The following is a 15,959-nucleotide window of genomic DNA, read 5'->3' as shown; positions in this document are numbered from 1 at the left end:
CAGATAGGGCGCATCATGGAGATTGCCGACCGCTATGAGATACCGGTTATCGAGGATGCGGCGGAGGGCTTTGGCTCTCGTTATGATGGACGTATGTTGGGTACGTTTGGGAGATTCGGGGTGCTGTCGTTCAATGGGAATAAGATGATTACGACCAGTGGCGGCGGCGCGTTGATCTGTCCGGACGAGGCGGCCAAGCAAGAGATCCTGTTTTACGCTACGCAGGCTCGGGAGGCTTATCCGTATTACCAGCATGAGCGGATCGGGTACAATTACCGGATGTCGAATATTTGCGCGGGTATCGGGCGGGGTCAGATGACGGTGGCTGACGCTCACGTGGCCCATCATAAGCATACGTGTGATTTATATCGGGAGCTGTTGAAGGATGTGAGAGGGATCACCTTGCATGAGAATCCTTCCGGTCGTTTTGATAGTAACTATTGGTTGAATACGATTGTCTTGGATCCTTTATTGAGGGTGAAAGGGCAGGAGGAGGCTTATCAAGCAACGATACAAGGCGCTGTTGGTGGCGCGGGTGGCGTGACTCACGCGGCGGTTAACGCGCATACGGATTGTGAGCCGAATGCCAATGTCGAGGCGATGCGTATGGGACTTGACGCGATGGGTATAGAGTCCCGTCCTTTGTGGAAGCCAATGCATAAGCAACCTGTTTATAAGGATTGTCCGGCTTACGTGAATGGGGTGAGCGAGTCTTTGTTTAAGGTCGGGTTGTGCTTGCCTTCCGGCCCCTACGTTACCGATGACGATGTCCGTTACATCGTCGGAACAATCAAGGCCTCAATAATGGAATGGAAGTATTGCTTATGACTGGATGGGGTGCAGCTTTGAACTTGTCTGCATGAGACACCACAGGCAGATTAACTTCCCGGAGTTTTTGCGTGAGAGTAAAGCGCGTTGAATTCAGAGCCGATAGAAATGTGAGGCAATATTGCAAAGAACATTGTCTTTTTTGTTAGCTTTGCGGACTGAACGTAATAAATATTTACCCATGAACGATTTCCTTTCTTTGTTGAAGAAGAAGAATGATAAGTTTGTCGTAAAAAACTCGGGCTGCTCTGTACGGGATTTTTATTTTTTGATAGATTCGGATGAGCAGGGTGGTTTTGTTCAAGTAGTTGATCTACAGTTGAATCCGGTCAATCTAGATTTTCTTTATTATACGGGAGATGTGGCGCAGACCTTGCGTACGATATCGCATATTCAAGAGGAAAGGCAATTCCGGATATCTTGGGAGGGCGAGCTTGAAAAAGATCGACTGTATTTGAATGATTATCCATATCTTATCTATCAATTGATACGTTGCGATAATCTGTTGAATAGTGAGAAGAAAAATGTGACGGTAGCTGACGAGATGCTTTCGATCCGTCTGTTTCTGCGAGAGGCGGATAACGAAATCTATCCCTCCTTGCAGGGTCTGCCGGAAGGAGGAGGCGAGGAGGCTCGTGTGAAATTCCTGACAGATTCTTTTGTCTTGATCGGAGAGCGTATTTTCCCGGTAAATGCCTTGGGTGAAGGTTTTCGCCAGTTGGACGTATTCTTGGTGCCGTTCGGCAAGGATATGCTTGAAGAGTATCTGTCCGTATTTTATTCGTATGTGGAAAATATGGCGGTGGTTTATGAGGATTATCAGGTGATGGTGTCTGATCAGGTGGTTGCCACGGTTCCTACCTTGATTTTTGAGAAGGTGGATGTCGATAGGGCGCTTTATTTGCGTGTCACGCAGTCTTTACAAAATTTCCCGGTTCGTTTTTTAGAAGACTTCAACGTGGATTGGCTGGCTTCCTTGACCCAGGAACGACAGATCGTGTTGAAACGTATCGCTCGTTCTTCTTTGGATCAGCCTATAGAGCTGCTGGGAAAACTGATCTTGCGATATGCGCCTGATAGGGGCGCTCAAAAGGAGGTGTACCAAAAAGATGGTTTTTTCATCATACCCCCGGATACGGCTTCGCCTTTCCTGCTTCAAGCGCTGCCTCAGTTGTTGAGCGCTTTCCGTTTGTTGGGCGCTGACAAATTGAGGGAGTATCGTGTGAAACCGGTTCAACCGAAATTGAATGTCTCTTTCTCTTCGGGTATCGACTTCTTGGAGGGAACCTTGAACCTCGATATTGAGGGTGAGAGTTTCTCTTTGAATCAATTGTTAAGCCAATATAAGAAACAAAAATATATCTCTTTGTCCGATGGAAACCGGGCGATCCTGGATGAGGGGTATCTGCAGCGTTTGGAACGGGTTTTCAAGCATAAGCGGGGAGGAAAGATACAGGTGTCTTTTTTTGATCTTCCGGAAGTGGAGGACTTGCTGAAGCAGCGCCTGGAGGGAGAGGTGTTTGTTAGGCATCGTAAGGTGTATGACGGGTTTAATCATTTGAAAGACCAACCGCTGAAAATACCGAATGTGAAAGCGAGGTTGAGAGCATATCAGAAGGAGGGTATTAAATGGATTAAATATTTGTACGATAACAAGTTGGGTGGATGCTTGGCGGATGATATGGGGCTTGGGAAGACTTTGCAGGCGATCGCCGTGCTGACACTCGTTTATCCGAAGGTGAAGGAGCCTTCACTGATCGTGATGCCTCGCAGCTTGCTTTTCAATTGGCAAAATGAATTGGAGCGTTTCGCTCCCCAATTGTCCGTGTATACCTATTATGGCGGGCAGCGTGACATGAAGGAGGCGTTGAAATGCCAGCTGATCTTGACTACTTATGCCATCGTCCGCAATGACGCGGAGTTGTATTCGAAGCAGGCGTTCCATTATGTTATTTTGGATGAAAGCCAAAATATAAAGAATACGGAGGCGCAAGTCACGCAGGCGGTGTTGTTGTTGAATGCCGAGCATCGCTTGGCCTTGAGTGGTACGCCTATCGAGAATGACTTGACGGAGCTTTACTCGCTTTTCCGCTTCTTGAATCCCGCCATGTTCGGTAGCTTGGACGAGTTCAATACCCGTTATACGTTGCCGATACAAAAGAATAACGACAAGGATGTGCTTCTCGGCCTGCGACGTAAGATCTATCCCTTTATGCTGCGTCGGTTGAAGAGTGAGGTGCTGAAAGAGCTTCCGAATCGTATAGATAACACGCTTTACGTGGAAATGAATACGGAGCAGGCTCGTCTTTACGAACAGCGCCGTACGTATTACTATCAGCAGGTAAAGCAAACGATAGCCTCGGAAGGTTTGCAAAAGTCGCAGTTTGTCATGTTTCAGGCGTTGAATGAGCTTCGACGTATCGCTTCCGTGCCGGAAAGCCTTAGTGACGGACGGGTTGCCTCTCCTAAGTTGGAGGTCTTGATGGATTCTGTGACAGAAGCCGTGGCTAACGGGCATAAGGTGGTGATCTTTTTTAATTATATCGCGGGGATCGAGTTGGTGGGGGATAAGCTGAATGATTATGGCATCGATTTCACCAGCATGACCGGTTCTACCCATGATAGAAAAAGCGTGATAGAACGATTCCAAAATGATCCTCACTGCCGGGTATTGTTGATGACCTTGAAAACCGGTGGAGTGGGGTTGAACCTGACGGTTGCCGACATGGTTTATATCTTTGAGCCGTGGTGGAACAAAGCTGCCGAGGAGCAGGCGATCAATCGTCTGCATCGTTTTGGGCAAACTGCGAAAGTACTCTGTTTTTCTATCTTGACAAAAGGTAGCATCGAGGAGAAGATCTGTTTGTTGCAACGGAAGAAAGCGGAGCTGTTCGAGGGTTTGATTGGCAGTGATAGTAGTTCCGCGAAACATTTGAGCGAGGAGGATATAAATTATATTTTAGGTTGACGTAAAACTGTTTTTTTGAGGATGAACAATCAAAAAAGTAATACAAGGGAAGGGCAGAAGCAAAAGTTGGTATTGTATATGCCGGATCGAGCCAAGATGCGGGAATGTAAGCATTTCATGGATATGTGTACCGTGAATCAGCTTCTTCCGAAATTCAAGCAATTGAAAGCGTTGTTGGAAACCCAGGAATGCGTGTTGATGACAGAGGGTGGAGAAAGGGATATTCCGTTAGAGTTACGGAAAATGTTAAACAAGAAAGGTAATCCTTATAAGGGTGAGTTGCTCGATTTCCTGGCTTTCTTTATGGCTGATAGTCGTAATTTCGGAGCCTATTTCCACTTGCTCCCACGGCGGCAGCAACAGCTTTGGACTTTGTTGGTCAGAAATTATTTTGCCAGCAATGATTTGCAGAAGAGGGAGACGGGTGTGAGCTGGATCTCCTTCTCGAAAAAAAGTTATTTTGGGTATCGAGATGTCGAGGTTTCTTCTGATATCCCTTGGTTTGAGGCATTCCGGGTAGACCGTCCGTATCCCCAGGATCCTGAGTATTATTTATATATACCTCGTTTCTTGCGCCCGTTCTTATATCCTTTTTTCTTTCCGGAGGCGCAAGGGAAACTGGATGTGTCGGTTGCCCTGCCGGAGGGTGAGGCTTTGACTACTTTTACCGGTGAGAGGAAGATTTTGGAGTTGTTGCCGGTGTTGGATACTTTTTACAGGCAAGGCCTGTTGGATGTGGGTAAAAACGGGAAGTTGGGCGCGATGGTTTTGAATAAAGTGAGTAAGTTGCTCTGTGTGGACGAATTCTTTCCCGGAACCGCGGATAAAATGGCATCTTCTCTTTATAAGTCAATGTTGCTTAACTCTTATGTGCAGTATCGTACTTTTGTGAAAAAGGAAGAAAGTCCGGAATTGTTCATCAAAAATATGATAACCTTTTTCACTTCCAATAGATCTTTTTTATTGAGTATGGCTTTGCCGCATATAAATGGGATACGCTCTACGATGATGTGTGATACCTATGTGTGTGAATTGACTTCGTGCATCATGGCTCTGTTGGCTTCCATGGACTCTGCTTGTTGGGGTACGGTCGAGTCGTTGCGCATGCGGCTTTATTTTTCAGAACCCGGGTTTTGCTATAATGTGCTGTTCAATTATTATGTCTTGGGAAGAGCGAACTTTACGAATAGTAAACAAGGTAAAGAATTGATTATCTTGGATGAAATTTATGAGGAAATGAGTGTGCCCTTTATTAAGGGATTCCTTTTCTTGTTGGCATCGTTGGGGCTTGTAGAGATTGCTTACGGGGATTATGATCCCGATTCGTGTTCCTATTGTGACTCCCTTCGTTATTTTCGTCTTACCGCATTGGGACAGTATGTATTAGGGATTAAAAAAGAATATAGATTGGAACTGAATGAGAATGTGGGATTTGAGGTAGACGAGGATAACCTGATTATTCGTTCGGTTCGAGAGAGAAATCCTTATGAATCGCTGATGGCTGATATCGCTGAACAGATAAGCGCGCATCGTTATAAGGTCTCTTATGAAAGTTTCCTTAAGAATTGCGCGGATGCTAGTGATGTGGAGAAGAAGATTGATTTCTTCCGTATGCATGTATGTCAGCGTCCCCCTCAGATATGGGAGGATTTCTTTTTGAATCTACAACGGCGAAGTATGCTATTTCAAGAGGTTTTATCCAAAAGATATGTTATCTATCGTTTGGACGCGGAAGATAAGGATTTATTACGTTTGGTGTCTTCGGATAAATATTTACGTCAGTATTCCCTGCGTGCCGAATCTTATTTATTGTTGGTGGACTCTCTGCATTTGCGAGAGGTGAAAAATCGATTGAAGGAATTGGGATATTTGATTTAAAAGTCACAAAAAAGGAGGCATATCTTTTAAAGATACGTCTCCTCTTTTTGTATATTTATATCTATAACTTAATAAATCTTGTCAAGATCAACTGCTTTGACTCTGAAGATATGACCGTTACGAGAGAATACCAACTCTCCGTCTTCCTTCTTCTTCTGATTCACCAAACGCTGAAAAGCTATATTTGCTCCCTTTACTATATTCTCTTCGAATTCTCTAACTTCTTGTTCATTCATGATGTTCAAGTTTTGTAAAAATGTCTAGATTATACACTTCCCTTTTATCATTCTTGAATCCCTTGGCGATCACTTCCATGGGAGACATCGAATTATCTGTTATCATCCAATAGTCACTAATAGGAAGGTATAGCTCAAATAAATTGTGGATGCCGGCCTCATACCGACGCCGTATCGTCGCTTCCGGAATACCGTGACCTCCGGCGGCTACCCTCATTTTCACACGTTCCACGGCTAGATCCGGCGTATTCAACCAGAAGTAAAGCAATGTAACATAATAACCTTCCCTTTGTGCTTCCCGTATCAGGTTCGCGACCGAACGGGTGGCCAGCGTAGTTTCCATCGCGAAAGTCTCACCCGCACTGATGAGTTCCTTTATCCGCTTATACATAATACGACTAGCTTCAACGGCGACGGCTATACTGTCTGCATTAAAAGGGGAAAGTCCCTTGGCTATCTCGTCTGAGTTAACAAACTCCTTACATTTTAGCATTTCCGGCAAAATAGTGAAGGAAGCTGTTGTTTTTCCTGCTCCGTTGCAACCCGATATTATGTACAAATATGGCACTGTCTGCTGTTTTTGATGCTGCAAATATATGTAATAGTTTTTTAATATGTATCGTTTTATTTCTCAAAAATCGTGAAAATGTGCAGGAAATGTACTTTTAACGAAAAGGTTTGTTGGGAAAAGTGGTGGTTTTGTTAATTTTTATACCCAAAGTAGATCACTCATGATTCCGTCGGAAACGAAGATTCCTGACGTGGATAAAATCAATTTGTCACCGGTTTGTCGTAAGAGACCTTGGTCGATATGGGGTTGAGCTTGCTTTTGACAATAAGAAAGGAGCTTGCTGCCAAATTTTGTCCGGATATCAGCGAAAGAGACTCCCCACATGGTCCGAAGGCCGGTGATGATGAAGTCGTTGTACCGGGTGTATAGATCTAAATCCTCGGATTCTATTGCCGGATGCCCATTTTCTATACCTTCTATATATATAGGTAGAGAAGATGGATTCCATTCCCGCTCTATCCCGTTATAAGAATGGGCGGAAGGGCCGAGGCCCAGATATTTCTTCCCGGTCCAGTAGGAGCTGTTGTGCTTGGAGAAGAACCCGGGACGGGCGAAATTAGAGATCTCGTAATGCAAATAGCCCGCTTCTGCCAGCCGATCCATTAATGTGGAAAAGAACGAGACGCTTAACTCCTCGTCTACAGGAGTCACTTTCCCCGCCTCCATCAATTTATAGAGTGCGGTACCTTCCTCGTAAATGAGGTGGTAGGCGGAAAGATGGGGGACATTCAACCGGATCGCTTGTCGCAAATTTTCTTCCCATGCTTGCTTCGTTTGGTTGGGAAGTCCGTAGATCAAATCGATACTGATATTTGTAATCCCATATTCCTGGCATAGTCCTACCGCTTGAATCGCTTGTTCCCGGTCATGACGACGATTCAGAAAACGCAAATCTTCCGGATGAAAACTCTGTACGCCCATGCTGACCCGGTTAAAAGGATAATTACGGAGAAGCGATACATATTCCCGCTTCATGTCGTCCGGATTCGCCTCTAAGGTAATCTCCGCTTGCCCGGCTACATCAAAATGACGGTAGATGGCTTCAAATATCTTGCCGAAATCCTTCTCATCCAATTGGGAAGGTGTACCGCCCCCGAAATAAATGGTTTCTACCACTTCGTTCCCTATATATCCCCTCCGCGCTTCCAGCTCTTTTGTAAGTGCGTTTATATACGGCTCTTTATACTTTGTTTCCGTATTGGAAAAAAAGTCACAGTATAGACACCGCTTGGCGCAAAAAGGAACGTGGATGTATAAGCCTGCCATCTGTATGGACACAATTAAACCTCTACGCGAAGATAGGTTTTTTAATCCAAAAAAATACTGCTGCTGCACAACATAGTTCTCAAACACCGGACAATAATTGCTTTTTTCCTTTACAATCTCTAATTTGCGCCCTCGTGGAAGTGATTCACGCTAAATAAACGTATTGTTAAACTTAAATAAATCCTGATATCATGAAAGTATACCAAACAAATGAAATTAAGAACATCTCTATCTTGGGAAGTTCGGGCTCTGGGAAAACCACTCTCGCTGAGGCTATGCTTTACGAGGGTGGAGTTATAAAACGTCGCGGCTCCGTTGAGGCAGGGAATACGGTGTCTGACTATTTCCCGGTTGAGAAAGAGTATGGATACTCGGTGTTCTCAACCGTTTTCAGTGTAGAATGGCAGGATCGGAAGCTAAATTTCATCGATTGTCCGGGTTCGGATGATTTCGTGGGAGGAGCTGTCTCCGCTCTGAATGTCACGGATACGGCGCTGATGGTGTTGAATGCCCAGTATGGTGTTGAGGTCGGAACCGTTAACCAGTTCCGGTATACTGAACAATTCCATAAACCGGTGGTTTTCGTTGTCAACCAGCTTGATAATGATAAAGCTGACTATGAGGGAACCATCGCCCAGTTGAAAGATCGTTGGGGCAGTAAGGTCGTTCCTATCCAATATCCGATTAGCTGCGGCTCTTCTTTCAATGCCGTGGTGGATGTGCTAAAAATGAAGATGTATCGTTGGAAACCCGAAGGAGGAGTCCCCGATGTATTGGAAATCCCGGCGGAGGAAATGGATAAGGCGATGGAGTTACATCAAGCCTTGGTGGAAGCCGCCGCTGAGAACGACGATATGTTGATGGAGAAATTCTTCGAGGAGGGCGCGTTGAGCGAGGACGATATGCGTGCCGGCATCCGTGCGGGCTTGGTTACTCGCGGTATGTTCCCGGTATTCTGCGTATGTGCCGGTCGTGATATGTGCGTTCGTCGTACGTTGGAGTTCTTGGGTAACGTGGTTCCTTGTACCGACAAGATGCCTCGTCTGGTTACTACGGAAGGCGTGGAGGTGACCCCGGACTCGAATGGCCCTACCAGCTTGTTCTTCTTCAAGACTACCGTGGAACCTCATATCGGTCAGGTTTCCTATTTTAAGGTGATATCAGGAAAAATAAAAGAAGGTGACGACTTGATGAATGCCGATCGTGGTTCCAAGGAGCGTTTCACGCAGTTATTCGCGGTAGCCGGACAAACTCGTACCCCGGTTGCGGAAATGGTGGCGGGTGATATCGGAGCGACTGTTAAATTAAAGGATGTTCGCCGGGGTAATACATTGAACGGAAAGGGTTGTGATTACCGTTTCGACTTCATTAAATATCCGGATCCGAAATATCGTCGTGCTATCAAGCCCGTTAATGAGGCTGACGCCGAGAAGATGATGGAAATCTTGGTACGTATGCGTGAGGAAGACCCGACATGGGTGATTGAGCAGTCCAAGGAATTGAAGCAGACAATCGTCTCCGGCCAAGGTGAGTTCCACCTTCGTACATTGAAATGGAGAATCGAGAATAATGATAAATTGCCGATCGAATATCTGGAGCCGAAGATTCCGTATCGTGAGACGATCACGAAAGCGGCTCGTGCGGATTACCGCCATAAGAAACAATCCGGTGGCGCGGGTCAGTTCGGTGAGGTTCACTTGATTATCGAGCCTTATTATGAGGGTATGCCCGCTCCGGATACCTATCGTTTCGGTGGGCAGGAGTATAAGATGAATGTTCGTGATACTCAGATGATTGATTTGGATTGGGGTGGTAAGGTCGTGTTCGTAAACTGTATCGTTGGTGGTGCTATCGACGCTCGTTTCTTACCGGCTATCCTGAAAGGTATTATGGGACGGATGGAGCAAGGACCCTTGACTGGTTCGTATGCTCGTGACGTACGTATCTGCGTATATGATGGTAAGATGCACCCGGTAGACAGTAATGAAATCTCTTTCATGCTTGCCGGACGTAATGCTTTCAGTACCGCTTTCAAAGAGGCCGGTCCTAAGATCTTGGAGCCTGTTTACGATGTCGAGGTTGCCGTACCTGCCGATTATCTGGGCGATGTGATGAGCGACTTGCAAGGACGTCGTGCCTTGATTATGGGTATGAATAGCGAGAAGGGATTTGAGAAATTATTGGCGAAAGTTCCTTTGAAAGAGATGTCTAACTATTCCACTTCATTAAGCTCCATTACGGGCGGACGTGCTTCGTTTACGATGAAGTTCGCCAGTTACGAGTTAGTTCCTGCCGATGTACAAGAGAAGTTGTTAAAGGCTTACGAGGCTACTCAATCAGAAGAATAGGTAAAGTAAAGTGTCATCATAATTTTTTAATATTTAAAGTTAAATGAGAGAAGGCCGGCTTTGTGAAGAGCTGGCCTTTTTGTTATATCTTTTTCACCGGGTTGTCGTGAACTTGTAATGCCGAAGGTATTCTTTTGTATCATCTTAAACAAGGAAAAGATGATATTAAGAAAGTACTATCCGACTATTGTCCTCTCGGATATCCATCTGGGATCGGAGCACTCCCGGACGGAGGAGGTCACCCATTTTCTCAAGCACGTAGATTGCGATCGATTGATCCTGAATGGTGATATCATCGATGGCTGGCAATTGAAGAAATCCGGTAAACGCTGGAAACAAAAGCATACCGATTTCTTTAAGGTATTGATGAAGATGATGGAGAAAAGGGGTACGGAGATTGTCTATGTGGTGGGGAACCATGATGATTTTCTCGACAGCCTGGCTCCTTTTAAGTTCTCCAATATATCGATCGTAAAGGATTATTTACTGGAGACGAGGCTGGGAAAACGCTACTTCGTGACACATGGCGATATTTTCGATACGGTTACGACCCATATGCGTTGGCTTGCCATGCTCGGGGATGTGGGATATACTTTTCTATTGTGGTTGAATAAGGTCTACAACCATCGTCGAGAGCGGCAAGGAAAACCGTATTTCTCTTTATCTCAAGAGGTGAAACACCGGGTGAAAAGCGCGGTCTCTTATATCTCGGCGTTTGAGAAAGAGCTGGTACGCTTGGCGGAGGCCAAGCATTTGGATGGGATTATTTGCGGTCATATTCATCAAGCGGCGAACGTATGGTATGGTAATGTGCATTATCTAAATTCCGGTGATTGGGTGGAAAGCATGACCGCTCTCGTGGAGGATGAACAAGGAGAGTGGAATATTGTTACATATAATAATGTACAACTGTATGCGGATGCCGTATGAAAATCCTGTTTATCATACAAGGTGAGGGTCGTGGGCACTTGACCCAAGCGTTGTCCTTACGCCAGAAATTGATGGCTGAAGGACATGAGATCGTTGGTGTGTTGGTAGGGAAGAGCCCGGCTCGCCATTTGCCGGATTTCTTCTTGAATAAGATACAATCTCCGGTATATCCGTTTGAAAGTCCGAATTTTTTACCGACGGCCAAGAATAAACAAGTGAAATTGATGCGTAGCGTACTATATAACGTACTGCGTCTGCACAAATACATGGGAAGTATCCGTTATATCGATCGGATGATTCGGCAGACGGACGCGGATGTTGTCGTGAATTTCTACGAGCTGCTGACGGGGCTGACTTACTTGCTTTTCCGTCCGAAAGCGACGATGGTATGTATCGCCCATCAATACCTTTTCTTGCATCCGGACTTCGCTTTCCCAAAGCGGGACTCATTGTCGTTGGCATCGCTACGGCTTTTCACGAGATTGACGGCGATAGGCTCCGTCAAAAAATTAGCCTTGTCTTTCCGGAAGATGCGTGAGGTGCCATTGGAAGGGATAGTCGTGGTCCCTCCTTTATTAAGGCAAGAGGTCTTGGATATGGTTCCTTCGAACGGCGGCTATTTGCATGGTTATTTATTAAATAGCGGGTTTAGTGAGGAGATCTGTTCTTGGCATTCCCGCCATCCTTCGGTTCCGATGCATTTCTTTTGGGATAAGAAGGAGCAACGGGCCGAGGTGAGAATAGACGATTGCCTTTCTTTTCATCAACTGGATGATACACTGTTTCTGCGCTATATGTCGGGGGCGAAGGCTTATGCTACGACCGCCGGGTTCGAATCTGTTTGTGAGGCGATGTATCTGAATAAACCTGTATTGATGGTTCCTACACATATTGAGCAAGCTTGCAATGCTTACGATGCCTCTTTATCGGGTGCGGGCGTTGTCGCTGATCGTTTTGATCTAGACGCGTTATTATCCATTTCGGAAAATCATACGGGAAATCCGCTCTTCCGGCATTGGGTGAAACAGGCGGATTGGCTTATTCTTCGCGAGTTCCGTGAGGATTTGTTGCGTGAGGAACATCCGGTAACGAGCCTAGGGCGGATCACGACAAATTGGGTGGCACGTCTGGGGAGATTCCTGCCTATCTAGGAATTCTATTGGTACGAAGTATAATGTATAGCCATTATCGTGACAAAATTTTGCCATATATATGACAAGACTTTGCCACGATAAATGTCAACAGCGAGGTCTATAAGTGATTCAACGCTTGCTCGATATCGGCGATGATATCGTCCGCGTTCTCGATACCTACAGAGAAGCGGATCAAGTCCGGAGCTACGCCTGCCTCTATCAATTGCTCGTCGCTCAGCTGGCGGTGCGTATGGCTGGCCGGATGAAGCACGCAAGTACGGGCATCCGCTACGTGAGTTACGATAGCCGCGAGTTTCAAGCTATCCATAAACTTGATCGCCACCTCGCGTCCTCCTTTCAACCCAAAGGATAATACGCCGCAAGAGCCATTCGGCAAATACTTCTTGGCGAGTTCATGGTACGGATTGCCTTCCAATTCCGGATAGTGTACCCACGCTATCTTATCGCATTTCTGTAGCCATTGCGCTACCGCCAAGGCGTTTTTGCAATGCCGCGGTACGCGAAGGTGCAAGGTCTCCAACCCTAGATTCAAGAGGAATGCGTTTTGCGGGGATTGGATCGCCCCAAGGTCGCGCATTAGTTGGCTGGTCGCTTTCGTGATGAATGCTAATTTCCCGAATGCCTTGGTATAGGTCAATCCGTGGTAAGAAGGATCCGGTTGGCAAAGCCCCGGGAACTTCCCGGCATGCGCTTCCCAATCGAAATTGCCGCTATCCACGATACAACCGCCTACGCTCGTGGCATGGCCATCCATATATTTAGTCGTGGAGTGCGTAACGATATCCGCTCCCCATTCGAACGGACGGCAATTGATCGGTGTGGCGAACGTATTATCGACGATCAAGGGTACTCCATGATTATGGGCGATGCGGGCAAACTTCTCCACATCCAATACCATAACGCCCGGATTGGAGATCATCTCGCCGAACATCGCTTTTGTATTCGGGCGGAAAGCCTCGGAGATCTCTTCCTCGCTTGCGTCTTGATCAACGAATGTGCATTCGATTCCCAGCTTTTTCAAGGTAACGGCCAATAGATTGTAAGTGCCGCCGTAAATGCTGGTCGCGCTTACGATATGGTCGCCGGCCTCGCAAATATTGAAGAAAGCGAAAAAGCTGGCGGCCTGCCCGGATGAGGTCAGCATAGCGGCCACGCCACCTTCCAATGCCGCGATCTTGGCGGCTACAGCCTCGTTTGTCGGGTTTTGCAGGCGGGTATAGAAATAACCGCTTTCCTCTAAATCGAACAATTTGGCCATCTGCTCACTCGTCTCATACTTGAATGTCGTGCTTTGATAGATCGGGAGGACACGGGGGTCTCCTTTCTTGGGTTGCCAACCGGCCTGTACGCACAGGGTCTCCGGTTTGAATTTGTTATCCATATAGGTTGTTTTTTATTGAATGTCATTTTGGTCGCGAATGTACGGAAAAATCGGTAAGATTTGTTCCGCTTACGCTTACAAGATCTTCTTCTGTAAGATACTGAACCAGATGAAAGCGATAATACCTTTTAGCATGCTGGAAATGCTGATCGCCCACCAAACCCCCGTAATACCTAGTCCCGCCGCGGCCAGCCCGATGGCCAAAGGTATGCGCAGGGTGTTACACGAGATACTGATGATCGCCGGTGGAACCGTTCGGCCAGTACCGTAGAACATGCCTTGCGTAGTAATTTCCAACATCATGAGGATCATCGAATAACCATCGATCCGGAGAAACAGGCCACCAGACTCGTAAGCGGCTTGCTCCGGCACGATCAGCGAGAAAACCTCGCTACCGTAAAAGACAAATAGCAACGTGCAGAGTACACCGATGATCGAAGTCATTTTAAGCGTCGTATGATAAGCGGTCAAGATACGTTCTTTTTTGTGTGCGGCGTAGTTCTGGGCAGTGAAAGCGGAGAGGGCCGTACTGAAGCCTTGAGAGGTGTTCCATGCGATCGCCTCCATTTGTCCGCCTGCCGTAAGTGTCATCAAACCGATATGCCCTCCGTAGGTGGAAGCTGTACGAGCCATAAAAAGATTGATGATCGCGAAGAATGTATTTAATAACGCCACCGGCAGGCCTAATTGGAAGATCCGCTTGGTGTATCGTCCCTTTAAACGGACAAAGAACGGGAATCCTCCGAACAATTTATTCCGGAACGTTAGCTGATAGGCGAATAATCCGCAAACCACCGCTTGGGAGATCCACGTAGCCCAAGCCGCGCCTGTCGTACCCAAATGGAAGCCGAGTATAAACAAAGGGTCTAACGCCATATTCAATAAAAGACCTGTCCCGCTAATATAAAATGGGACCTTGCTCAATCCCGCCGCGTTATGAATCCCGGTAAACGCAGCCGATAGGAAAATAAACGGGAATGCGGAAGCGACGATTCGCAAATATTCCGCAGCGTTCAATGCGATCGGCGCTTCCAGTTTGTAGAAGCCGATAATCGGATGAGCGAGAACGAATAACAAGAATCCCCAACAAAGCGAGAGGATCAAGGCGATCGTTAGGTTATGGGAAGCGAATCCTTGGGCATCTTCCACGTTTTGCGCCCCGATACTTTGTCCGACACTCACCTCCGAGCCTACTTTATTCAAGTAAGAAATCGAGTTCGTCATCCAAGTAAGGATACCAACGGCACCGATAGCGGCTACGGCCTCGCTTCCCAACCGGCCTACCCAAGCCATGTCGGTGATGCTATAGGCCATTTGGATGAATGAGGTACCCATGATCGGCATCGCCAGATTGAATAGTTGCCGGGAGATGACCCCTTCGGTCAGATTTTTCGTTCCTTGCATGATCGTTTGTTTAATCGTGTGCGAAAGTAGAAATAATTTTGCTACCTTTAGCGACGTTAACAGTAAAGAATAGTATGATGATAACGAGACGGAATTTTTTGAAAGCAGGTGCCGCCGTGGCCGCGCTGAGTGTCGTACCGAATGGCTTTGCCTCTATCTTGGCAAAGAAAGGGAAAGCGATAGGTGTGCAATTGTATAGTGTGCGGGATGACTTGAAAACAGATTTTGATGGTACGATGAAAGCTTTGGTGGATATCGGTTATAAACGGATGGAAGCCGCCGGTTATCGGGATGGGAAGTTTTACGGGAAATCCCCGGCCGAGATGAAGAAATATCTGGCGGATCTGGGTGCCCGTATGATAGGTTCCCATACCGGAAGCGGTTTGCTGGCGGAGGGTGATGCCAAAGGCTGGGACTTCTGGAAAAAGAATGCCGCCGATACGGCAGAGGTAGGCTGTAAATGGATTGTTCAGGCGGGTTATCCCTCCACAGATATCAAGAGCCTTTCGGACGTGAAGCGCTTGGCGGATCAATTTAATAAATGTGGTGAGATCGCGAAGGCGAATGGGTTGCGTTTCGCTTTCCATAACCATGTGGATGAATTCCATGAGTTGGAAGGGAAGATCCCGTTCGACGTGATGATCGAGAATACGGATAAAGGGTTGGTTACTTTCCAGATCGATACGGCTCAATTAGTGTATGGCGGTTTTAAATGCCATGATTACGTGAACCGTTATCCCGGTCGTTTCGCCAACTGGCACTTGAAAGACGCGAACGCGGATGGAAAGGGTAGCACGGAGATGGGCGCCGGAATCGTAGACTTCAAGTCCTTATTCGCTGTGGCGGAGAAGGCCGGATTAGAGGATTACTTCATCGAGCAAGAGCGTTATAATATGACACCGTTGCAAGCGATGAAACATGATTACGACTTCTTGATGAATGCTTCTTATGTGAAGTGGTAAACAGGAATATAGGCGTTGCCTTATGCCTATATC

Annotated in this window: 12 protein-coding genes; 7 read left to right on the top strand and 5 right to left on the bottom strand. The window is 46.7% G+C overall.

Going from position 1 to position 15,959, the window contains the following annotated elements:
• From G7Y39_RS10910 to G7Y39_RS10900, 3 genes are all read left to right on the top strand, one after another.
• The coding region (locus G7Y39_RS10910; RefSeq protein WP_165157500.1) for a DegT/DnrJ/EryC1/StrS aminotransferase family protein at positions 1-828 on the top strand (828 nt) is incomplete at its 5' end.
• A gap of 181 nt (positions 829-1,009) precedes the next feature.
• Complete coding sequence (locus G7Y39_RS10905; protein ID WP_165157499.1) at positions 1,010-3,796, top strand: DEAD/DEAH box helicase; 2,787 nt, start codon at positions 1,010-1,012, stop codon at positions 3,794-3,796.
• Positions 3,797-3,817: 21 nt separating this feature from the next.
• Positions 3,818-5,674, top strand: a complete 1,857-nt coding sequence (locus tag G7Y39_RS10900) for a hypothetical protein (protein ID WP_165157498.1) — start codon at positions 3,818-3,820, stop codon at positions 5,672-5,674.
• A gap of 68 nt (positions 5,675-5,742) precedes the next feature.
• Here the strand turns inward: G7Y39_RS10900 and G7Y39_RS10895 are convergent, their stop codons facing one another.
• The 3 genes from G7Y39_RS10895 to hemW form a co-directional block, all read right to left on the bottom strand.
• On the bottom strand, positions 5,743-5,910 hold the full coding sequence (locus tag G7Y39_RS10895; protein ID WP_005858864.1) for a hypothetical protein: 168 nt from the start codon (positions 5,908-5,910) through the stop codon (positions 5,743-5,745).
• The gene (locus G7Y39_RS10890) at positions 5,903-6,502 is read right to left on the bottom strand and encodes a zeta toxin family protein (protein WP_165157497.1); all 600 of its coding nucleotides are present in this window, start codon (positions 6,500-6,502) and stop codon (positions 5,903-5,905) included. Before G7Y39_RS10890 ends, G7Y39_RS10895 begins: the two co-directional genes overlap by 8 nt.
• Before the next feature lie 117 nt (positions 6,503-6,619).
• Positions 6,620-7,747, bottom strand: a complete 1,128-nt coding sequence (hemW, locus tag G7Y39_RS10885; RefSeq protein WP_165157496.1) for a radical SAM family heme chaperone HemW — start codon at positions 7,745-7,747, stop codon at positions 6,620-6,622.
• Between the two features lie 191 nt (positions 7,748-7,938).
• On the opposite strand from hemW, the gene G7Y39_RS10880 reads away from it, so the two are divergent.
• The 3 genes from G7Y39_RS10880 to G7Y39_RS10870 all read left to right on the top strand — a co-directional run bounded on the left by G7Y39_RS10880 (position 7,939) and on the right by G7Y39_RS10870 (position 12,176).
• On the top strand, positions 7,939-10,095 hold the full coding sequence (locus G7Y39_RS10880; RefSeq protein WP_165157495.1) for a translation factor GTPase family protein: 2,157 nt from the start codon (positions 7,939-7,941) through the stop codon (positions 10,093-10,095).
• 159 nt (positions 10,096-10,254) lie between these two features.
• Entirely contained in the window at positions 10,255-11,025 is a 771-nt protein-coding gene (locus G7Y39_RS10875; RefSeq protein ID WP_165157494.1) for a UDP-2,3-diacylglucosamine diphosphatase, read from the top strand.
• Positions 11,022-12,176, top strand: coding sequence for a glycosyltransferase family protein (locus G7Y39_RS10870; RefSeq protein ID WP_165157493.1), 1,155 nt, complete (start codon positions 11,022-11,024; stop codon positions 12,174-12,176). Before G7Y39_RS10875 ends, G7Y39_RS10870 begins: the two co-directional genes overlap by 4 nt.
• Before the next feature lie 100 nt (positions 12,177-12,276).
• Here the strand turns inward: G7Y39_RS10870 and G7Y39_RS10865 are convergent, their stop codons facing one another.
• A complete protein-coding gene (locus tag G7Y39_RS10865) occupies positions 12,277-13,560 on the bottom strand; it encodes an O-acetylhomoserine aminocarboxypropyltransferase/cysteine synthase family protein (RefSeq protein ID WP_165157492.1) in 1,284 nt (427 codons plus the stop codon).
• A gap of 75 nt (positions 13,561-13,635) precedes the next feature.
• Positions 13,636-14,964 carry an MATE family efflux transporter gene (locus G7Y39_RS10860; RefSeq protein ID WP_165157491.1) on the bottom strand — a complete coding sequence of 443 codons (1,329 nt, stop codon included), beginning with the start codon at positions 14,962-14,964 and terminating at the stop codon, positions 13,636-13,638.
• A 74-nt stretch (positions 14,965-15,038) separates the two neighbouring features.
• Here G7Y39_RS10860 and G7Y39_RS10855 point away from each other — a divergent pair, with 74 nt between their 5' ends.
• A complete protein-coding gene (locus G7Y39_RS10855; protein ID WP_241160008.1) occupies positions 15,039-15,926 on the top strand; it encodes a TIM barrel protein in 888 nt (295 codons plus the stop codon).
• The last annotated feature ends 33 nt before the right edge of the window (positions 15,927-15,959 follow it).

The sequence above is a fragment of the Parabacteroides sp. ZJ-118 genome (genome assembly GCF_011038785.1).
Classification (GTDB): Bacteria; Bacteroidota; Bacteroidia; order Bacteroidales; family Tannerellaceae; genus Parabacteroides.
Note: the sequence above shows the minus strand (reverse complement) of the source record. Positions and strands in the feature narration are given on the sequence as shown.